At 71.0% G+C, this 20886-nt stretch carries 18 protein-coding genes; 9 read left to right on the plus strand and 9 right to left on the minus strand.

Annotated elements, in window-relative coordinates:
* Nucleotides 1–16: 16 nt before the first annotated feature.
* Together JOB34_RS02565 and JOB34_RS02570 are read left to right on the plus strand one after the other, a co-directional pair.
* Entirely contained in the window at nt 17–1438 is a 1422-nt protein-coding gene (locus tag JOB34_RS02565; RefSeq protein ID WP_208051255.1) for a hypothetical protein, read from the plus strand.
* Between the two features lie 23 nt (nt 1439–1461).
* Nucleotides 1462–2796, plus strand: coding sequence for a C1 family peptidase (locus JOB34_RS02570; protein WP_208051256.1), 1335 nt, complete (start codon nt 1462–1464; stop codon nt 2794–2796).
* 4 nt (nt 2797–2800) lie between these two features.
* Here JOB34_RS02570 and JOB34_RS02575 read toward each other — a convergent pair whose 3' ends face one another.
* From JOB34_RS02575 to JOB34_RS02590, 4 genes are all read right to left on the minus strand, one after another.
* A complete protein-coding gene (locus JOB34_RS02575) occupies nt 2801–3139 on the minus strand; it encodes a hypothetical protein (protein WP_208051257.1) in 339 nt (112 codons plus the stop codon).
* A 95-nt stretch (nt 3140–3234) separates the two neighbouring features.
* Nucleotides 3235–3984, minus strand: coding sequence for an SDR family oxidoreductase (locus JOB34_RS02580; RefSeq protein ID WP_208051258.1), 750 nt, complete (start codon nt 3982–3984; stop codon nt 3235–3237).
* Nucleotides 3977–5206 (minus strand): AMP-binding protein, encoded by a 1230-nt coding sequence (locus JOB34_RS02585; RefSeq protein ID WP_208051259.1) that lies wholly within the window; start codon nt 5204–5206, stop codon nt 3977–3979. Before JOB34_RS02585 ends, JOB34_RS02580 begins: the two co-directional genes overlap by 8 nt.
* A complete protein-coding gene (locus JOB34_RS02590; protein WP_179479525.1) occupies nt 5203–5454 on the minus strand; it encodes an acyl carrier protein in 252 nt (83 codons plus the stop codon). Before JOB34_RS02590 ends, JOB34_RS02585 begins: the two co-directional genes overlap by 4 nt.
* Before the next feature lie 67 nt (nt 5455–5521).
* Between JOB34_RS02590 and JOB34_RS02595 the strand changes: the two genes are divergently transcribed.
* The 5 genes from JOB34_RS02595 to JOB34_RS02615 are packed head-to-tail and all read left to right on the plus strand — an operon-like array spanning nt 5522 to nt 11879.
* Entirely contained in the window at nt 5522–6037 is a 516-nt protein-coding gene (locus JOB34_RS02595; protein ID WP_208051260.1) for a GNAT family N-acetyltransferase, read from the plus strand.
* Nucleotides 6021–7097: a pseudaminic acid synthase gene (gene pseI / locus JOB34_RS02600; protein WP_208051261.1), complete on the plus strand. Its 1077-nt coding sequence runs from the start codon at nt 6021–6023 to the stop codon at nt 7095–7097. The genes JOB34_RS02595 and pseI overlap by 17 nt, the downstream gene beginning before the upstream one ends.
* A 6-nt stretch (nt 7098–7103) precedes the next feature.
* Nucleotides 7104–9410: a glycosyltransferase gene (locus tag JOB34_RS02605; RefSeq protein ID WP_208051262.1), complete on the plus strand. Its 2307-nt coding sequence runs from the start codon at nt 7104–7106 to the stop codon at nt 9408–9410.
* Nucleotides 9410–10240 carry a hypothetical protein gene (locus JOB34_RS02610; protein ID WP_208051263.1) on the plus strand — a complete coding sequence of 277 codons (831 nt, stop codon included), beginning with the start codon at nt 9410–9412 and terminating at the stop codon, nt 10238–10240. Before JOB34_RS02605 ends, JOB34_RS02610 begins: the two co-directional genes overlap by 1 nt.
* A complete protein-coding gene (locus JOB34_RS02615; protein WP_208051264.1) occupies nt 10233–11879 on the plus strand; it encodes a hypothetical protein in 1647 nt (548 codons plus the stop codon). Before JOB34_RS02610 ends, JOB34_RS02615 begins: the two co-directional genes overlap by 8 nt.
* A gap of 65 nt (nt 11880–11944) precedes the next feature.
* Here JOB34_RS02615 and JOB34_RS02620 read toward each other — a convergent pair whose 3' ends face one another.
* From JOB34_RS02620 to pseB, 5 genes are read right to left on the minus strand one after another with little or no spacing between them, the layout of a single operon-like run.
* Entirely contained in the window at nt 11945–13618 is a 1674-nt protein-coding gene (locus JOB34_RS02620; RefSeq protein ID WP_208051265.1) for a class I SAM-dependent methyltransferase, read from the minus strand.
* Nucleotides 13615–14481: a hypothetical protein gene (locus JOB34_RS02625; RefSeq protein ID WP_179479511.1), complete on the minus strand. Its 867-nt coding sequence runs from the start codon at nt 14479–14481 to the stop codon at nt 13615–13617. The genes JOB34_RS02620 and JOB34_RS02625 overlap by 4 nt, the downstream gene beginning before the upstream one ends.
* Nucleotide 14482: 1 nt before the next feature.
* Nucleotides 14483–15307 (minus strand): hypothetical protein, encoded by an 825-nt coding sequence (locus JOB34_RS02630; RefSeq protein WP_208051266.1) that lies wholly within the window; start codon nt 15305–15307, stop codon nt 14483–14485.
* A gap of 7 nt (nt 15308–15314) precedes the next feature.
* Nucleotides 15315–16448 carry an aminotransferase class V-fold PLP-dependent enzyme gene (locus tag JOB34_RS02635; protein WP_208051267.1) on the minus strand — a complete coding sequence of 378 codons (1134 nt, stop codon included), beginning with the start codon at nt 16446–16448 and terminating at the stop codon, nt 15315–15317.
* On the minus strand, nt 16448–17437 hold the full coding sequence (gene pseB / locus JOB34_RS02640; protein ID WP_208051268.1) for a UDP-N-acetylglucosamine 4,6-dehydratase (inverting): 990 nt from the start codon (nt 17435–17437) through the stop codon (nt 16448–16450). Before pseB ends, JOB34_RS02635 begins: the two co-directional genes overlap by 1 nt.
* A 157-nt stretch (nt 17438–17594) precedes the next feature.
* On the opposite strand from pseB, the gene JOB34_RS02645 reads away from it, so the two are divergent.
* Together JOB34_RS02645 and JOB34_RS02650 are read left to right on the plus strand one after the other, a co-directional pair.
* Nucleotides 17595–18614: a hypothetical protein gene (locus JOB34_RS02645; RefSeq protein WP_208051269.1), complete on the plus strand. Its 1020-nt coding sequence runs from the start codon at nt 17595–17597 to the stop codon at nt 18612–18614.
* A gap of 53 nt (nt 18615–18667) precedes the next feature.
* The gene (locus JOB34_RS02650; RefSeq protein ID WP_208051270.1) at nt 18668–20851 is read left to right on the plus strand and encodes a hypothetical protein; all 2184 of its coding nucleotides are present in this window, start codon (nt 18668–18670) and stop codon (nt 20849–20851) included.
* Nucleotides 20852–20886 lie beyond the last annotated feature (35 nt).

The raw sequence follows: 20886 nt of genomic DNA on the forward strand, positions 1-20886 counted from the left end.
GCCTTAGGCTACGAGGATGAGCAACGACGGCCAGCACGCAGGCGCCGGTCCCACCCTGCTCGGGGGCGAGATGACCGGGTGGCGCGACGGCATCGACCCTCCGACGGCGCTCTCCGAGTGGGTCGCAGCCGTCCTCGACGACGCCGAGGGCAGCGTGCTGCTGATCGGCCCGCGGGCGGCCACGCTGGCCCGCCGGCTGGGCGAGCGGGCGACGGTGCTGGTGCGCGGCACGATCGATGCGGTGCGGTTGCACGCCGAGGGCGTCGACGTGCACTGCGGCGGCCTGGACCGGCTGCCGTTGCGGTCGGCCTACGACACCGTGGTGATCCTGGACCCGCCCGAACGCGTGCTCACGCCCGACTCCCCCGGCCTCGGGCACTTCGACCTGCTGGACCTGGCCGTCTCCCACGCCGACGGCCGGTTCATCGCCTACGTCCCGAACGCCCTCGCCGTCGAACCCGTCTCGCAGGGTCGGGCATCCGGCGATACATCGTGGTGGGTGGGCACTCCCGGGTACGACGACCGTCCACCGGTGCGCGCGGACCTGCCCGAGTCCGCGTCGCACCTGGTCCTGGGCGACGCGGTGGTGCTCGACGGCGCCCGCGTCACCGATCCGTTGGCCGGCACCACCGTCCGCGCGGCACTGCCGGCGCACCCTGACTGGCTGGACGCCCTGCGCGCCGGCGCTGTGCGCCAGCTCGCGAGCGGGTGGGTCCTCGTCCGCGGCCGGGACCTGCCCGAGCTGCCTGCCGTCTTCGCGCCCACGCTGCCCGACAACTCCCACACCGACGGCGAACCCCTGGAGGTGCTGCTCGTCGCGGCCCTGAGGACAGGGGATCTGGACCACGTCCGCGCCCTGGTGGTCCGCTACGGCGACCACGTAAATGCACTGCCGGCCGATCAACGCGGGCATGCCGTGCCGCGCAACACGGTCGTCGGCGAGGACGGCGTCCTGGCCCGGCGGGTGCTCGTCCAGGGTGCGGACGTCGCTGCACCCGTGGCCGTGGCGCACGGCCTGTGGGACGCCGCCGCGCTGGTCGCCGGCACCTCCCAGCACCCGTACGCGCCCGAGCTGGACGCCGCCGGGATCGCCCACGAGCTGGGAGCGCTCGCGGGACGGGCCGACCTCGATCAGGACGCGTGGCGGCACGCGGAGAAGCTGCGCTACGAAGTCGCCCTCCCGGCGCGCCACCCGCGGGCCGAACCCGCGGGCGATGCCCCCCGGGTCGCGCAACTGGAGAGCGCACTGCGCGAGCGCGAGGGGAAGATCACCTATCTGGAGGGCCTCGCCACCCGTCAGGAACGCCGCATCCGCGCCTTGGAGCACGCCATCGAGACCGAGCACGGCCCCCGGGCCCGACAGGCGCTCTTCCTCATGACCGCACCTACGTCCCGACTGGTCGAAGCGGCCCGGAACCGCATCAACAAGCCCGGCTGACCGATGCGTGCGACGATGCATAGATGAGTGATGTGCCCACTACTTCCCTGACCTCCGACGACGTCGACCTGCTGCGCAAGGAGTTCGACGCCTCCCCCACCCACCGCATCGTGCAGAACGCGCTCACCAACACCGCGCTCGCCGACGTCGCGCTCGATCGCACGATCGTGACCCGCACCGACACCTCGATGTCGCACCGCCTGGACGACTGGAAGGTCACCAATCAGGAGAAGAGCGGGCGCTGCTGGCTCTTCGCCGGTCTCAACCTGCTGCGCGTCGGCGCCTCCCGCCGGATGGGACTGAAGGACTTCGAGTTCTCCCAGAACCACCTGCTCTTCTGGGACAAGCTCGAGCGCTGCAACTACTTCATGGACTCGGTGGTCCGGCTGCGCGACCGACCGTCCGACGACCGCACCCTCGGCTTCGTGCTCGACGAGGTCATGGGTGACGGCGGCCAGTGGAACATGTTCGTGGCGCTGGTGCACAAGCACGGCCTGGTGCCGAAGTCGGCGATGCCGGAGACCCGTTCCTCCTCTGACACCGGGGCGATGAACGGCGTGCTGCGCTCGCTGCTGCGCCAGGCCGCACGCGACCTGAGGGCGGCGAAGGAGAAGGACATCGACGGCGTACGCGCGCAGGTCATGTCCGCGGCGTACCGGATCCTCGCGATGCACCTCGGCACCCCGCCGGAGACCGTCGAGTGGCAGTGGACGGACACCGACAAGCAGTTCCACCGCGACGAAGTGCTCACCCCGCAGGAGTTCCGTGACCGGTATGTCGAGCAGGACCTGGACGACTACGTCTGCCTCGTCGACGACCCTCGTGAGAGCAGCCCGCGCGGAGCGACCTTCACCGTGGACGAGCTCGGCAACGTCGTCGGCGGTGTGCCGGTGCGCTACCTCAACGTCGAGCCCGACCTGCTGAAGAGCATCGCGGCCGCCTCGATCCGCGACGGCGAGCCGGTGTGGTTCGGCTGCGACGTCAGCAAGATGATGGCGCGCGACCTGGGCATCTGGGACGCCCGGCTCTTCGACTACGACGGCGTCTACGACACCTCGTTCGCGCTGGACAAGGCCGCCCGGCTGGAGTTCCACGACACGCTCATGACGCACGCCATGCTGTTGACCGGGGTCGACCTGGACGGCGACACGCCGCGCAAGTGGCGGGTGGAGAACTCCTGGGGCGACAGCAAGGCCGACCAGGGCTTCTACACGATGAACGACTCGTGGTTCGCGCCGTACGTCTTCGAGATCGCCGCGCACAGGAGTCGCCTGCCGCAGGAGCTGCAGGATGCTCTGGAGCAGGAGCCGATCGTGCTCCCGGCCTGGGACCCGATGGGTGCTCTCGCCGACGGCTGAGGCCTCAGGTCGCCACAGTGGCGCCACAGGACACTGTGACATCACCTGTCACGTCGTCAGGTAGCAGCACAGTGCAGAGCGCTACTCGGCAGGCCAGGTCGGCGGGGACCTCGAGCCCCGGCCACGCCAGCCAGGACAGGACCGGAAGGTCGAGCAGTTTCGCGACCGTCTCGGCGCGGGTCCACAGTGGCCAGACGACCGTGGGGTCCTCGGTGCCCGCTCGACGCGCGAGCCGGCGAGAGACCTCGGCCGCGGCGGGTTCGGCGTCGATGGCCCGGGCGATTCCCGGCATCTCCGGCGCCACCCAGACGACGCCGCGCCCGTCGGGCAGGTAGGACCGCACACCACCGAGCGCCCGCGCCGCCGTCAGCGATGGCGTGAGGCGTAGATGCGCCGGGTCGGCGTACGCCGCAACGTAGTCCGCCAGGTCGAGCGGACTCAGATGCTGCCGCCGCCGTCGATGGTCAGGACCTGGCCGTTGATGTTGGTGTCGTCGAAGAGCAGCGAGCGCACGACGGGCGCGATGTTCTCCGGCTCGACCAGGCGACCGGTCGGCGTGCGCCGGGTGATCGTGGACAGCTGCTCGGTGCCCAGCACCGAGGACATCTCGGAGGCGAAGAAGCCCGGCGCCACCGAGTTGACCAGGAAACGGCCGTGCATCTCCCGGGCGAGGGTGCGCATCGCCGAATCGAGCCCGCCCTTGGTGGCGGAGTAGGTGACCAGACCGGAGTAACCACGCTGAGCGCAGACGGAGGTCACCATCACGATGCGGCCGCGGCCGGACTTCGCCATCGCGTGCCGCAGGAACGCGCGAACCACCAGCAGCGGGGCCGTGAGGTTCGTCGCGACGATGGCCGCGATGCGCTCGGGCGAGGTGTGCACGTGCAGCGAGTCCTGACCGATGGCAGCGTTGTTCACCAGAGCGTCGATCGGTCCGAGGTGCGCCGCGGCCTCCTTGATGAAGGTGCGCACCGCCTTCTCGTCGGTGATGTCGACCGATCCGATGTGCACGTCGTCGGGGCGGTCCGCAGCGAGCTTCTCCAGCTCCGGGGTGATCGTGCGGGCGAAGGTAGCGACCTTCGCACCGGCATCGAGCGCGTCCTGCACCAGCGCGAGCCCGAGCCCGCGGGAGCCGCCGGAGACCAGGACACAGCTGGCGCGGGGAATGGCGGTCGAATTCTCAGACATCAGATTTGAGCGACTCCTTGATCGGGATCTCGGGCAGCACGCGCAACCGGCGCGGCACGGAATAGTCCGGCAGCCGCGCGTTGCACCACTGCAACAACTGGGCCTCGGTGACAATGTCGCCGCTGCCCGAGAGCACGACCTGCGCGGTGACGACGTTGCCGACCAGCGGCGCGCGACGGCCCTTTACAGCCGCCCAGGCGACTGCCGGGTGCGCGAGCAGCACGGCGCGTACGCCGGACGCGGAGGCCTTGGAGCCGCCGACGTTGATCTCATCGGAGGCGATCCGGCCGGTGATCAGGACCCGGTCGCCCACGATCTCCGCGCGGTCACCGGTGTGGATCTGTGCGTCCATCCCCTCGGCGGCCTTGGCCGAGGCGATGATCAGCTCACCGTCCCGCACGCTCAGCCGGGGTCGGCCGGGGGTCTCTCGGTCGAGCCATGCGGCCGGGAATCCGGCTTGCCCGTCGTGCACCGCGATGGCCGCCCCCGCCTCGGAGGAGGCGTAGATCCATGAGATGCGCGCGCCCGGGTAGACCTCGTGCAGTCGGTCGAGGATGGCCTGGTCGACGGGCTCGCCGCCGAGCGTGACCTGTCGCAGCGGCACCCTGGAGAGGGTGTCGACCGCACGGAAGATGGCCTGGCGCCAGAACGTCGGGGTGCCGGACGCGGCGGTGACGCCGTGCTGCTCCGCGAGCGCGGGCCAGGCGTCGATCTCGTCCGGTTCGACGAAGACCACGTCCTGACCCGGCACCTGGATCGAGAGGGTGACGACCTGCCACCAGGCGTACGCGCCGGTCGCGTAGGGGCACAGCCAGGTACGTGGCGGCTGATCGGTGCCGACGGTGGTGAGGGAGTCCAGGGTGTGCGCGACCTGCTTGGGCCGCCCGGTGGACCCGCTGGTCAGCAGCCAGATGCGGCCGGGGTCGGCCGGTCGGTCGAGCAGTGCCGGCTGCACGTCCGGCAGTCGTACGACGGCCAGCCCGGACTCGCGGAACTCCCGCTCCTGCTCGGCGCCGATGCGCGAGCGCGCGGCCACCAGCGTCTCGCGGCGGTCCGCGTGCAGCACGTGCTGCCAGACGGCCCGCATCGCTTCGGTGTTGTCGGCGACCAGGAAGGCCGCCGCGTCCGGCAGGTCGGGTGCCTCGTCGATGTCACGCCACCGGCCGACGTACCCGCGGGAGACGACGCGGTTGTCCGCGCCGGCAGGCAGGCGCTCGCTCACGCCTGCTGCAGCTGGTCGATGAAGGTGAGGACGTCCCCCACCGTCTCGATCGACCGCAGACCGGGAGCGTCGAAGTTCAGCTCCTCGTCCAACTCGTCCTCGACACGCAGCGCCAACTCGGAGAAATCCAGGGAGCGGAAGCCGATGGTCTCCAGAAGCGCGCCGTCCTCGGCGGGAAGTTCCTTGCCCTGCGCGGCAAGGACCTCGCCCATCATGCTGCGGACCTGGTCACGGGGAAGGGTGGTCATGGCGATGTAGTCTAGACATCCGTCCGCCACCCGTGATCCGCCCTAGACCAGCCCTGCCGGAGGCTCGATGCTGCGCCCTGCCACCGAGGTGGACAAGGAGTCCGTGCGCACCTGGCGCAACCATCCCGCAGTGCGATCCGTGTCCTTGACGCGAGGGGTCATCAGCCCGCAGGAGCACGACCGCTACTGGGCGGCACTGCAGGACGACCCCTCCCGCATCGTGTTGATGTACGAGCGCGGCGGCACGCCGTCCGGCGTCGTGACGTTCTTCGGCATCGAGCAGGAGTCCGGGGAGCGCCGGGCCATGTGGGGCTACTACCTGGACAACGCCGGACTCGAAGCGCGCGGCGAGCTCCTCCCGGCCTGGATCCAGATCCAGCGCGAAGCGGTGCGCTACGCGTTCGGCGAGCTGGGTCTGGAGCAGCTCGACGGCGAGGTGCTGGACGCCAACGAGGCGGTCCGCAGGATGAACACCCGCAACGGTTTCGAGGAGATCTCGGCGACCGAGCACACCATCGATGGCGAACGCGTGCTCGTGCACACCATCCGACGCAGGAGGCAGCCCAATGACCGTGACAAGTGACCGCACGACCGCGACGAACGTGCGCATCGGCGACCGCGAGATCGGCCCCGACCAGCCGCCGTTCATCATCGCCGAGATGTCCGGCAACCACGACGGCTCCCTGGACAAGGCCCTGGACATCGTCCGGATGGTCGCCGCGTCGGGTGCGCACGCGCTGAAGTTGCAGACCTACACGCCGGAGACCATCACCATCCAGTCCGACGCCCCCGACTTCCGACTGTCGCAGGGGCACGAGCTGTGGGGCGGGCGCACCCTGTGGGACCTGTACGTCGAGGCCCACACCCCGTTCGAGTGGCACGAGCCGATCTTCGCCGAGGCGCGCAAGCACGGCCTGACCGTCTTCTCCTCCCCCTTCGACCCGACCGCCATCGATCTGCTGGAGTCGCTGGACACCCCGGCGTACAAGATCGCGAGCTCGGAGATCGTCGACCTGCCGCTGATCCGGCTGGCCGCCAGCAAGGGCAAGCCGATCATCATCTCCACCGGCATGGCGTCGGTCGGGGAGATCTACGCCGCCGTCCAGGCCGCCCGCAGCACGGGCAACGACCAGATCGTCGTGCTCGCGTGCACCGCGAACTACCCGGCGGACCCGGCGGAGTCCAACCTGCGCGGCATCCCGGTCATGCGTGACACCTTCGGCACCCTGGTCGGCTACTCCGACCACACCATCGGCATCGGCGCGCCGATCGCCGCGGTGGCGCTCGGCGCCGTCGTCGTGGAGAAGCACGTGACCCTCTCGCGCGAGGGAGGCGGCGTCGACTCGGCGTTCTCCTCCGAGCCCGACGAGCTGGCAGCACTGGTCAGCCAGACCGAGATCGCGTGGAAGTGCCTGGGGCAGCCGCGCATCGGTGCCCGTCAGCAGGAGAAGGAGGGGCTGCGCTTCCGCCGTTCCCTCTACGTGGTCCAGGACGTGAAGGCCGGCGAGGCCGTGACGGCGGACAACGTACGGTCCATCCGCCCGGCGAACGGCCTGCCGCCGGACGACTTCGACTCCGTCGTGGGGCGCACCTTCACCCGCGACGTCGCCCGGGGCACCGCGCTCTCGCTGGACCTGATCTAACCGCCGGTGTCCAGTCCGCTCCTGTCGGTCGTCGTCCCCTACTACGGCGTCGAGAACTACATCGCGCCATGCCTGGAGTCCATCCGGGTGCAGCGCCTGCAGGACATCGAGGTCATCCTCGTCGACGACGGCTCCCCCGACGCCAGCGTCGAGGTGGCACGCGAGTACGCCGAGCGCGATCAGCGCTTCCGGATCGTCACCCAGGAGAACGCCGGCCTCGGGCCCGCGCGCAACACCGGCACCCGGAACGCGACCGGGCGCTACCTGACCTTCATCGACAGCGACGACCTGGTGAGCCGTTCCAGTTTCGAGCTGATGGTGTCCTCGCTGGAGCGCAGCGGCTCCTCGTTCGCGCTCAGCAACGCGCGACGCTTTAGCCGCACCTCGGGAGTGCGGCAGAGCTGGACACACGGGGGGATCTGCAAGCACACCGTTGCGGGCACCGACATCTTCGACCGACCGGGGCTGGTCGGCGACCGGATGGTGTGGAACAAGGTCTACCGCCGCAGCTTCTGGGACGAGTACGGCTATGAGTTCCCGGCCATCCGCTACGAGGACTACCCCGTCACGCTGGGCGCTCATCTGGACGCCGTCACCGTCGACATCATCTCCGCGCACGGGTACTACTGGCGCGAGAGGGAATCCGGGGACTCCATCACCCAGCAGGTGTTCCGTTACGACAACCTGCTGGACCGGGTGATCTCGGCCGAGATGGTCCTCGACCTGGCCGATCGCAAGGGCACGCCCAAGATCCGGGAGACCCTGCACTGGTATCTGGCCGGGATCGACCTGGCCGCGCTGTGTGCGGCGTTCGCCGTGGTGCCCGACGAGGACGTCGACGCCCTGCTGCAACTCGGCCACCGGCTCACCTCCCGGCTGAGATTCGACATCGCCTCCCGGCCACGCATCGACCAGATCCAGTACCACGCGCTGCGCGCCTCGGACGTCCCGCTGCTGCGCGAACTCGCCCGCTTCCGCGACGACGGCGGACTGGTCGGCGGCGTGCCGCTGCGCCGGTCGTGGCGCACGCCCTGGCGGTACGCCGCGGCCTACCCGGGCCACGACCGCTCCACCGCACCCGAGCGCACCTACTCCTACCCCTTGACAGCCCTGAAACTGGCCACCGCCGTCACGCATCTGCGTTGGGACGGTGACGATCTGGTCATTCAGGGCCGCGTCGAGCTGGAGCACTTCCCCGATGCGCCGGACTACGAGCTCGGGGTGAGCGCGGTGTGCGGCCTGGCGCGCTACCCGCTGGAGGTGACCCGGCGGCGCACCCGCAACCTGCGCGGCGGGGTGAGCGAGGTCGGGTTCGAGACCCGCGTCGACGTCGCCCACCTGGCGAAACGCTCGGACATGGTGTGGCCGCTGCGCTTCGAGGTCGACCTGACGAACGGCGGGATCCACCGGGTCGGCATGCTGAAGAACCTGTACGACGGCAGCGCGCGCTACGCGCCGTCGCACCGGCTGGGCGAGGATGCGCTCCTGCAACCGTCGGCGTCGCAGGGCGGTGTCCTCGCGGTGTTCCGCGTCTACGCGCCCACGACCGTGACCGAAGTGCGTGCCGAGGGCACCGACCTGGTCATCGAGGGGTCCATCCCGGACCGTTCCACCGTCGCCTCGCTGGAGATCGGCCGCGCCCGGCCCCTGCCGCCCGCGTCCTTCCCGGCAGAGCTGCGCCAGCACCATGGCCGCACCGACTTCGCGGTGCTGGTCCCGGCAGCACAGGTGCTCGAGGGCGACCACGCCGACGATCCGTTCACCCAGACCTCCGTGCGATCGGTCGAGCTCATCACCGATATCGGGCCGGTCCCGCTGTCCTGGCCGGATCACGCGCGCAACGTGGCCGTCGAGGTGGCCGACGAGCTGGTGAGCCTCACCCGCACGCCGTTCGGGCTGATGCGTCTGACCCACGGTCCGGCGCGCCCGTCGGCGTACCTGGTGCAGCCCCGCGACGGCGAGGTGGTCGTGCACGGCGTCGTGTGGCAGGGAGTGCCGGTCAGCGGCATGGCGTGGCGCAGGTATCTGCCGGGAAGTGACGACTTCGTCGAGGTCGCCTGCGAATACGAGGTCACTGCAGGCGGATTCACCGCCACCTGCGAATCGGCGCTCCTGATCCCGCTCGTGGACGAACCGGTCGTCCCCGGGGCACCGGCCGCGGACTGGACGCTGTTCGCGCACATCGAGGGGGGCGACTTCCCCGTCGCCTGCGAGCCCGGCGCGGCGAGCCTGCTCCCGCACGAACTGCAGGTCGCGGGTCGACTGTTCACGCTGACCACCAACGCCGACACCGTCCGCGCACAGGTGCGCTGATGCACCCGGACAACCACCGCTTCGGCCACGCGCAGATCCTCGCGGTCTACGCCGACCCCGAGCACGACGACCTCGACCCGTGGAGTCCGCCGAGCATCCGTGGGCAGGTGCAGGCCGAATGGGATCTGACAGGACGGGCGTCGAGTGCGCACGACGGCCTGCCGGTGTTCGTGTGGAGCGATGCAGCGCGTCGTCGTCGGATGGCGGCCGGCCAGACTCCCGGTTTTGCGCTCGGCGCGCCGTGGGCGTATCTGCAGACTCTGGAACGGGATTCGCTCCGCACCCCGGAGGAGCTGGAGTTGCGCGAGGAGGAGCCCCCCGCCCCCGTGGCGCCCCGGGGCGTCGTCTTCCTCCCCACCCACGGCATCCAGGGTCAGCACCTCGCTCGCCGACTCGCCGTGCATCTTCAGCACGTCGCAGGGTCGGCGACCGTCGGTCTGTCCCCGGCCGACGACGCCGTCCCCGCGCTGCGGGGCGCCTACACCGACCTCGGTCACGACATCGTCCCGCTCGGGCCGACGCAGGACGAGCCGGGCACGGACGAACCGCGCTACCTGGTCCGGCTGCGGGATCTCTTCGCACGCCACGAACGGGTCATCGCGAACGCACCCCGCGCGGAGCTGCTCTTCGCCGCGGCGTCACGATTCCCTGTCGCGCTGGAGGGACCCGCCGTCGGTGAGCAGGACCCGGTCCTGACCGGCCTCGGACGGTGGATGGCGACCCTGGACGACACCGGCTGGCGGGAGTACGCCGACCGCGAACTGGGCGCCGCGCACGTGGTGACCCCTGAAGAACTGCGCACCCTCCTGGATTGGAACCACCGTGACTGATGTCATCGAGGGCGCCCTGCGCGCCGTACACGACCAGCCGGTCATCTCCGGGCCGGTCCTGCACGATCTCCTGAGCGACGTTCTCCCGCAGTCTGACTCGCTTCTCGTCGTCGGAGCCACCGACTCTGCCCTGCTGCCCGCACTGTGGGCCCAGGGGCGCTCGGTGACGATGTTGGTGCGCTCGCACGACGACGCGGGCCGGATCGCCGCCGATGCGCCGGGCAACGTGCGGGTCGTGGCCGGCGCACTCGCGGCGTTCGCGTCGGGAGGGGCGTCGTACGACGCGGTCGTCGCCGTCGACGGACTCGACCGCACCGGTGCCCTGAACGGCACCCCGACGACGTGGTCGCAGTCGCTGCGTCTGCTCTGCGGGCAGCTGCGGCCGGGCGGGACGCTCGTGATCGGCGCCCGCAACCCGGCTCGACTCGATGAACTGCTCAGCGTGCCGAGCGCACGGGACGCGGCCGGGCGCGAGCTGGAGGCGGCCGGGCACGATCACTCCCGCCCGGCGTCCGTCCACGCTCTGGAGTCCTCTCTCGCGGCCGAGGGTTTCCCGATCGCGAGCGTGCACTGCGGTTTCGGCGATCCGCGCGACCTGCGCACACTGGTCTCCGTCCGCGCCCTCGCCGATGGTGGACCGGGCACCGTCATCACGTCGGTCGTGCAGCGCGCTCTGGATCAGGCCGACGGCCAACGGATCCTGTCGGCCGCCGCACTGGTGCACCGTCTGTCGCTGGCCGGTTCGCTCTCCGCCGCGGCTGCGGGCTGGATCGCCGTCGTGGGTGGGCGTGGCAGGTCCGCCTACCTGCGCGCCGGTGACGACGCCGTCTGGCTCGACCGGTCGACCGACGGGCTGGTCACCGGCGGGCACGACACCCGTGATCTTCCTGCGACGCTGCCGACGTCCAGCACGGTGGAACACCTGCTGCTGCAGCAGGTCGCGCTCGCGCAGACCGAGGAGTTCCGATCGCTCGCTGCACGGCTGGGATCCTGGATACGCGAATCTGCGGCGTCCTTCGCGACGATGTCGGTCTACTTCGACCAGATCCATCCCGTCGGCGACGGCTTCGCGCCCGGCCTGAGCCTCGACCACCGACCGACGCAGGGGTCGTCCGCGTCGTCGGCCGTTCTGCTCGACCGCGCATGGCGCCGGTTCGCGCACCGGTTGCGCGAGGCCGGGCATGAGAACCCCTGGCCCGCCACGCTCTCGACCGACCAGCTCGTCGAGCTGTGGCTCGGGATGTCCGGGGTGACGGAGCCGGTGCTCGACGGAGAAGCGCCCCCGCTGCCCCCGGCACCCGAGGATCTGCGCTCGACGCTGGAGAGGGCACACCGCGACCAGGATCTGGTGGCGACGATGCGTTCGGAACTCGACACCACGACGAGGGTGCTCGCAGATCGCGACACCGCACTGCAGCTGCGCGAGGCACGGATCCGCGGGCTGCGACGGGACCTGCTGGACGAGGTCGAGAAACGCGACGAGGCTGTCGCGGCGGCTGCGGCGCTCACTGCGGGCCGCACCTACCGGCTCGCACGCCGCGCGAGCCAGGTGGCCGACCTGCGGGATCCCAAGAAGCTCGCGCGGGTCGCGCTCAAGCGGGCCGATGGAGCCATCCGCGCCTACCGCCGGATGCGCTGAACCGGGCGTTCGTCGCGGCAGCGCCCTGCCTCTATGGGGGTGTCGGCGTGAGTGCGACTGCCGCGTCAGGGACGCAGGTTGCCGCCGAACTTGCGGATCGGGTTGATGATCGCGGCGCCTGCCCGATAGGTGATGGAGCGGCGCAGGTCCTCGGCCGAATCCTGCAGGATGCGCTGTTGCTTGACCGCGAGCTCCAGCTCCTTGCGGTGCCGCTCGGCACGCGCGCGCATCTCTCGCTCGCGCACGTTGAGGCGCTCCTCGAACCAACGCGAACGCGATGCCAGCGCCTCGTTGGTCTCAGTGAGCCGCTCGACCACGGCCAGCAGGCCGGACACGTCGTGTGCGGGCAGACCGGCCGTCTCGTCCGCGGCTGCAAGGAGACCTTCCGGTACACCGTCCGCCGGCAGACCGACCATCGCGCCCAGAGTGGCGAGCATCGTGGTGTCGTCGGTGGCGGCCGGCCACGGGTGACGGGAGCCGCGCGCCCGGATGACCAGCACCAGGTCGGCGAGCGCGGCCCAGGTCGCCGCGTCCAACGGACGGTCGTCCTCGGCCGGCGCGAGCGCCTGGAAACCGACGTCGTCCAGCATGACGTTGTCGACCCGCGTGTCGGCCACGTCGCGCGACAGCACACCGTCCGTGGCGTTGGCGACGAGCCACGCCCGGTAGCGCACCAGCAGCGCGCGCAACCCGGCGACGTCTTGCGCGGCGCACGCGTCGAGGGCTGTGCCTGACAGTGATTCGGCACTCGCACTGACCGGCACGATGGCATCGGTGGCACCCGGCACGCGGCGCAGCACCTGACCGTCGACGTCGGTGTAGGTCGCGACCCGGCCGGCCGCGTCGTCGGCGAGGATGCCCGCGCCGGCGTACGCCTGCACCGGGGTCGGCCCGGTGATCAGGATCCAGCCCGAGCACAAATGGGGAAGGCGGCCGGACAACACCGCGGCGCGGGTCATCCGGGTCGGGTCGGCGCCGACGCGTCGGTACGCCGGCGACCCGAGGGTGAGCGCGCCGAGCAGGGTGGTCAGCTCGGGTGACAGCTCGTCGATTCCGCTGACGAGCACGGTCTGCTCCTGCCAGATGGGCAGCGCACCGAGCACCTGCACCGATCCCGTGTCGCCGTCGGCCACATCGATCAACGCCTGAAGGGACCGCGGCCGGCTGGCGTCGAACGTCGCCGTGACCGACCAGTCCTCGTCGTGGTCGCTGGTGTACCGCGAGTGCAGGCTGGTGATGCGCTGCAGACCCAGCTCGTTCTCCACACCGAGCAGCAACCTGCCGCCGGGGGCGACGAGTCGGCGCACGGCGTCGTAGACCTGCGCCCACGTCATGGGCTCGCTCTCCGGCGACCACACGCGGGTGACGTCGTCGAGGGCCACGACCAGGTCGTAGGGCTCGGGCTGCTCCAGCAGGGTCGCGGCACTCGCGCACTGCACGTCGACCGACTCGTGCTCCAGCAGCGCGTTGCCGATGGTCACCGCGTCGGGGATGGAACGGGTGATGACACTGAGGTGGGCCACCTGCGAGGCGATGCCGGTGATGACGTCGAGCGAGTGCGGCCCGACCACGGCGACCCGCTGCCCGGGCCGCACCAACTCCTGCACGACTGCGCGCTGCGCCGCGCTGGCGCCGGCCGGGTGGTGCTCCAGATCGGACCAGTTCTGCATGGCCCCGGGGCCGAGCTGCACGTTGTGCGGGCGGCTGGTGCCGCCCGCGGGGATGGCCGTGGTGGTCATGCGGTCACAACTTCCTGTTCGATCGCCTCGGTCAACGCCCATTCGTCCTGCCAGCCGAAGACCTCGCGCAGCTCCTCCGGCGACATCATCGCGTCCCGGCCGAGCTCGCGGTCCGCGATCTGGCGGGCCACCGCGGCGTCGGTGTGCTTGCCGTGCAGGTCGTGGAAGGTCCACTCCAGCAGCTGCTCGCCGTTGAAGCCGTCCTTGACCCCGATGAACTCCATCGGATCGCCGTAGACGGCCGGCTCCAGGCCGAGCGCTGCCCCGTAGAACGTCGCCGTGGACAGCCGGTTGGACGCCACCCGGGTGTGCCGGCGCAGCTCGCGCAGCTGACGGTGCAGGAAGTCGTGGTTGCCGCCGGTCCAGAACGTGCCGCGCTTGCCGTGGCAGATGACGCGGAAGCCCGCGTCCTCGTACTTGGCCCGGATCTGCGGCTGCTCGTACTCCACGTAGTACAGACACATGGTGACCGGGCCGGGCTCGGTCTCCTTGATCTCCGCGATCAGTCGGTCGTGATCGCCGGTCACGCCCTCGTAGTCGGCGGTGCCGTGGAACGGGTACCAGATGGTGCCCTCCGGCTCCGGCGCGTCCGGCTCGGGCGCCAGCATGCCGTCGAGGTAGAGGAAGGGGCTGCCGGTCACGACGTAGTCACGCCAGCCGATGGCCTGTCCGCGGCGCCGGCAGACGTCCGACCACACGAAGCGGGCAAATCCCTTCGGCGGGTTGTGCCCGTAGCCGAAGCCGTGCACGAAGGTCCACCCGTGCTGCAGGATCCCGTTGATGCGAGGCGGATTGGTCCCGTCGAGGCCGCAGTACGCCGCGAAGATGTGGGCGTGCCCGTACCAGTGGTTGCTGGAGTCCATGTCAGGCGAATTTATCCCATGACAACACGTGCGCGAGCAGGGCAGGCGGCAGAGTCAGATCGAGCCCGAGCTCGGCGCGGGCGACATCCTGCGCGTCGCGGTCGGGGACGTGCGCCTGGTGCAGCACCGGGAACAGCCGCTGCTGGCGTTCCATCCCCCCGAGGACCGCGTGGTCTCCGTCGAGGACCATCGGGTCGCCGTACACGCCGATCGACAGTCCGAGCGACGCGGCGTAGAGCAGGGCGGACCCCATCCGGTTGCTGACGGCGCGCCGGTGACTGCGCAGCTCCAGCAGCTGCCGGTCCAGGAAGTCGTCGTCGCCGCCGACGTACATGTGCCCGCGCCGACCGTGGGTGATGACCCGGAAGCCCGCGTCCTCGTAGACCCGCCGGACGGCGGGCTTCTCGTGGTCGTTCCAGTAGAGGCACGCGGTCAGCGGCACCTCGCCCTCGACCCGGCGGATCTCGGCGGCGTACGCCGCGTGGTCGCCGACGATGCGCTGCCCCTCCCACCCGTGGAACGGATAGACGATCGTGCCGCGCGCGTCAGGATCGACGGTGCGCGAACCACGTTGCTGCTGCAGCAGATACGCCCACGGTGAGCCGATGACGACGTAGTCGTGCTCTCCCAGTGAGCGTCCGCGGCGCGCGACCGAGTGCGACCAGACGAACTTCGGGTAGCCGGGCACGAATTCGTGGCCCACCGCGAACCCGTCGTGGGTGTTCCAGCCGTGCTGCAGATATCCCCAGATCGTCGGAGGATGCTCCAGTCCGCAGTACCGGGCGAGGATCTGGGCGTGCCCGTAGAAGACGTTGGCGTGGTGCATGCAGGCCTCAGACGCCGATGAACCCGCGCACCAGCTCGATGACCCGGTCGACGTCGTCGTCGCGCAGGTCGGAGAACATCGGCAGGCTGAGCTCCTGCTCGGAGTAGGTCTCGGCCACCGGGCACATGCCGCGCCGGTAGCCGCGGTCCTCGAAGTACGGCTGCCAGTGCACGGGGATGTAGTTGACCTGCACCAGGATGCCCTCGGAGCGCAGGTGGTCGAAGAGCTCACGCCGGCGACCGTCCTGGATCCGCAGCGGGTAGAGGTGCCACATCGGGTCGGCCTCGGGGCGGTGCCCGGGCAGCCGCAGCTCCTCGATGCCTGCCAGCCCCGCGTTGTAGCGGTCCGCGATCTGCTGACGACGGGTCTTGAACTGCTGCAACCGCTTCAGCTGGTTGGAGCCGAGGGCGGCGAGGACGTCGGGCAGTCGGTAGTTCAGGCCGAGGTCGGAGATCTCGTAGTACCAGCCACCGGGCGACTCGTGCCGCAGCTCCGCCTCGTCGCGCACCATGCCGATGCCCTTGAACCGGCGGGCGCGGTCGGTGACCTCCTGGTCGAGCGCGACAACGGCGCCGCCCTCGGCCGTGGTGAGGTTCTTCGTCGGGAAGAAGGAGAACGTCGTCACGTCCGACATGGAGCCGACCGGTACGCCGTCCAGCGCTCCCCCGATGCTGTGCGCGGCGTCCTGCAGCAGCAAGGCGCCGGCGTCATGCGCGACCTTCGACAGCGCGGGCGCGTCGATGGGATGACCGCCGAAGTCGACACCGGCGATGACCTTGGTCCGCCCGGTGACCGCCGCCTGCGCGGCCTCGGGGTCCAGGTTGCCGGTGTCCTCCGACACGTCCGCGAAGACCACGTCGGCGCCCTGCCAGATCGCACAGGTCGCGGTGGCCAGGAAGGTCAGCGGCGTGGTGACGACCTCGTCACACGCGCCGACCCCGATCCCGGCGTACGCCGTGTGCAGTGCCGCGGTGCCCGAACTGACAGCCACGGCGGATCCGCCCACCCCCGCGACGCGTGCGATGTCGTCCTCGAACCGGGTGACGGCCGGGCCCGTGGTCAGCCAGTCGCCGCGCAGCACCTGCGCGACGGCCTCGATGTCGGACTCGTCGATCGACTGGCGTCCGTAGGGGACGACCACTAGATCCCCGACTCGAGCACCTTGCGGATGTCCTCGGCGGAGTACCACAGGTCGTTCTTGTCCGAGGAGCAGTGGAAGCCCTCGGGGACGGGGACGGCGTCCTTGATTGGCTGGTAGCCCCAGGTGCCGAGCTCGGGTTCGAGGACGTAGTACTTGCCGTCCATCACGATGACCGCCCGACGACCCTCTTCGGGGCTGATCATCTCTTCGTGCAGCTTCTCGCCGGGCCGCAGACCGATGTCGTGCATCTTCGCGCCGGACGCGACGGCCTGGGCGAGGTCGGTGACCATGTGCGAGGGGATGTGCGGCACGACCAGCTCGCCGCCCTGCATCATGTCGAACGTGTCGAGCACCATCTGCACGGCGTCCGGCAGGGTGATCAGGAAGCGCGTGCAGCGCAGGTCGGTGATCGGCAGCGACTCCCCCGCGGCGTGCAGCGCACGGAACTTCGGAATGATCGAGCCGCGCGAGCCGGTGACGTTGCCGTAGCGCACCACGGCGAACCGGCTGGGGTACGCCGCTGCGTAGTGGTTGCCGAGGATGAAGAGCTTGTCGGCGGTCAGCTTCGTCGCGCCGTAGAGGTTGATCGGGCTGGAGGCCTTGTCCGTCGAGAGCGCGACGACCTTCTGCACACCGGAGTCGATGGCGGCCTCGACGACGTTCTGGCTGCCGAGCACGTTGGTCTTGACGAACTCGAACGGGTTGTACTCGCCCGTGTCGACCTGCTTCAGCGCGGCGGCGTGCACCACGTAGTCCACCTGGTGCATAGCGCGCTTGAGGCGGTCCAGGTCGCGGACGTCGCCGATGAACCAGCGCAGCCGCGGGTCGTCACCGAAGAGCTGACGCGCTTCCCACTGCTTGAGCTCGTCGCGGGAGTAGATGACCACCCGCTTGGGGCCGACGTCGGCCAGCAGCCGGGTGATGAACGCCTTGCCGAAAGATCCGGTGCCACCGGTGACGAGGATGGACGAACCTTCAAGAATGCTCACTCTGGCGACTCCTGCTGCACTGACGAGGGTGGACGGGGGCGTCGGCGTGACACGACCGGCGTACCGCACCGCGATGCGGACCGCGACCGCCGCAGACCAGCGACGAGGCTAGCATTCCGGGTCCGGGAGACCGCACGACGAAGGAGCAGGCAACGGCATGTCGCGACACGGGGGCGCGCGCGTCGCGCTGCGGTGCGACGCAGGCCCGACGCTCGGTGTCGGCCATGCCATGCGGTGCGTCGCGCTGGGCGAGGAGCTGACGGCCCGCGGTCACGAGGTGCTGCTGTGGGGCGACCTGGGAGACATCGGCTGGCTGCAGGCCCTGGTGGCCGCGCACGGGTACGCCGTGGTGCCGGCACCCGGCGATCCCTCCGGGTGCGCGCGGGAGGCGGACGCGCTCGGCCTCGACGCAGTGGTGCTGGACGGGTACCACCTCGACACGGGCATCGGCAGCGCACTCGCGGCGCCATCCCGGCGCCTTCTCACGCTGGTGGACTACGACTTCGGGGTGCGACAGCACGCCGACGTCTACGTCGACCAGAACCTCGGGGCCGTGCCGCACCCCGGCCTGCCCGGGCGCGCGACCGTGCTGGCGGGCATCGATTACGCGCTCTTCAGGGACACCGTGCGCGACCGTCGCCGAGCGACCCCGCAGGCCCCGGGCCGACCCGTGCGCGTGGTCGCCGTCTTCGGGGGCACCGACGCGTTCGGGGCGGCACCAGTCGTCGTACCCGCCCTGCTCGCGACCGGCGAGCCCGTGGACGTGACCGTCGTGGCGGCCCGCCCCGAGAGTGTCGACGCGATGCGCGCGATGCGGACCGCGGCCGGGCAGACCGTCCGGGTCGTGGCGCCCGCGCCGGACTTCGGGGCGCTGGTGGCCGATGCCGACCTGATCCTCAGCGCGTCGGGGAGCTCGGTGTGGGAGCTGCTCTGCATGGGCGTACCGGCGGCAGTCGTATGCGTCGTGGACAACCAGGAGGCGGGCTACCGCCAGGGCCTGGACCGCGGTGTGGTCGCCGGCCTCGGCCACCTCGGCAGGTTCGACGCCGCGGCGGCCACCGCCACTCTCGCCGAGCTCGTCACCGACGCGTCCCGCCGTGAGGGGTACGCGGCGCGTGGCCAGGCCCTGGTGGACGGTGCCGGCCGCGAACGGGTCGCAGACGCCCTCCTCCCGTGAGGCCGCGACCTGCCCGCGTCGTCAGGGCGGGGCTGCCGTGGTGTCCCGCGATCGTGGCGCTGCTCGGATCCGGCGCCCTGGCGACCGCGACCGGCGTCGCGGTCCAGGACACCGTGCGATTCGCCGCCGCGGTCGGCTGGTCGATCCTGCTGCCCGGCGTCCTCCTCCTGCGCCTGCTGCTCCCGCGGCGCCGGGCCCTCCCGCAGGAGTTCGCCACCGGCTTCGTGGTCGGTCTCGGCGCGCAGCTCCTCGCCTGGGGTTCCTTCGTCGCGACCGGCGTGGGCGGCTGGCTGATCCTCTATCCACTGCCACTGCTCGCCGCCGTCGCCCTGGTGCCGCGGCTGCGAGCGCGGCTGCGCGGGCCCGCGTACGCCGAACGCATGCCGACCGGCGCCGCCTGGGCCCTGTGCGCGGCATACCTGCTCGCGCTGCTGCGCCTCTGGGCCACCGTGCTGCGGCACACCCCGCTCCCGCCGTCCACCGGTCGGTGGTACCCCGACCTGTACTGGCACCTGTCCATCAGCGCGGAGGCGATGCACCACGCTCCCCCGCAGGTACCGCAAGTCAGCGGCCAGCCACTGCTCTACCACTGGTTCGCCAACGCGCAGATGGCCGCCGACGCGCTCGTAGCGCGGGTCGACGTCCTCGAGGTGGCGGCCCGGCTCTGGTACCTGCCGGTGTACGCCGCCACGCTCCTGCTGACCTACCTGTTGACGGCCCGCCTCGCCCGCTCGCCGCGGGCGGGTCTCCTGGCCGTGGCGCTGCTGGTCGTCCCCTCCGCGCTGACACCCGTGACCTGGGTGCCCGCCCTCGCGACGGACGCACTCCTGCCCCTGTCCCCCTCCCAGGTCTTCGGACTGCCCGTCCTGTTGGCACTGCTGGGCAGCTCGGTGCACCTCGTCCGCGCTCCCGGCATGCGCGCCGTTCCGGTCGGCGAATGGGTGTTGCTGGCCCTCTTCGCCGCACTGGCCGCGGGCGCGAAGTCCTCGATCCTGCCCACCGTCCTCGTGGCCGCGCTGCTGACGGGGGCGATCCGATGGTGGCGCGAGCGTGCCGTCCACGGACCGACGCTGATGCTCGCCGCCGTACTGCTCGTGGTGCTGCTGCCCGCTTCGCGGTTCCTGGCCGGCGGCAGTGCGGGCTCGACGCCGGGGCTGCTGACCGGCGCCGATGAGCTGACTGCCCTCAAACGGGCGATCGCGCAGCACCACGCACACCCGCACGTCGTCACCGGCCTGGACCTGCGCGTGCTCGCGGTCCTCCTGTCGGCCCTGGTGCTCATCCAGTTCAGCGGCGTCCTCCTCGCCTGGCCGCTTCGCCGGGACCCTGGCGCGGTGCTGCTCGCGGCGAGCTGCGCGGCCGGTTTCGCCGGGCTCATGCTGGTGCACCACCCCGGCGGGTCGCAGCTGTACTTCATGCGCGGCGTGCTCCCGCTCGTGGCGGTGCTCACCTCCTGGGGCGCGACCCACGTGCTGCGGCGGACCGCCCCGGGCGCGGTCTCGATCGCCCTTTCGGCCGTCGCCGGCCTGGCCGCGTGGGCACTGGTGGCCGTGGTCGCGGCCGTGGCGGGGCGTCACCGGGGAGCCCACGTCGGCATCCTGCCGCTCGCCATCGCTCTGCTGGTGCTCGCGGCCGGCGCGCTGGCCTGCGTCCTCGTCGTACGCCGTTCGGCACGCCGCCTCGGGGTGGCGGCCGTCGCACTCCTCGCGGCGATCCTGGTGCCGAGCACGGTGGACGCGGCTCGCGCCGGCGCCGCGGACTCGACATCGCCCGCATCGTCCGCACGGTTGTCCGCAGCCGAGATCGCGGGCACCACCTGGCTGAGGACGCACACGCCCGCGCGCGACGTGGTCGCAACCGACGTGCACTGCCTGAGCGGGCCGACCCGGACGGCCTGCGACGCGCGGGCGTTCTGGGTCACCGGGCTCGGCGAGCGCCAGGCGTACGTGGAGTCGTGGGGCTACACCGACCAGGCGGCGGCCGCCGCGAGCAACCACCCCGCCCGCCATCTCAACTACACGCACACCGCGTTCTTCGACCCGGCGCGGTTGCGTCGCAACGACAGCGCGTTCACTGCGCCGACCCCCGCCCTGCTCGCCCGGTTGTACGCCGACGGGGTGCGGGTGCTCTTCGCCGACACCTCCGCCGGGCCGGTGTCGGCGTCCCTGCGGACCCTGGCGCGCCCCGTCTTCCGCGACGGCACCGTGTCGATCTACCTGCTGCGCCCGGCGCGTTAGCCTCGGACCAGCGTCTCCTCGTCGTACTCCACTGC

It is taken from the genome of Allobranchiibius sp. GilTou38 (genome assembly GCF_017565325.1).
GTDB lineage: Bacteria > Actinomycetota > Actinomycetes > Actinomycetales > Dermatophilaceae > Allobranchiibius > Allobranchiibius huperziae.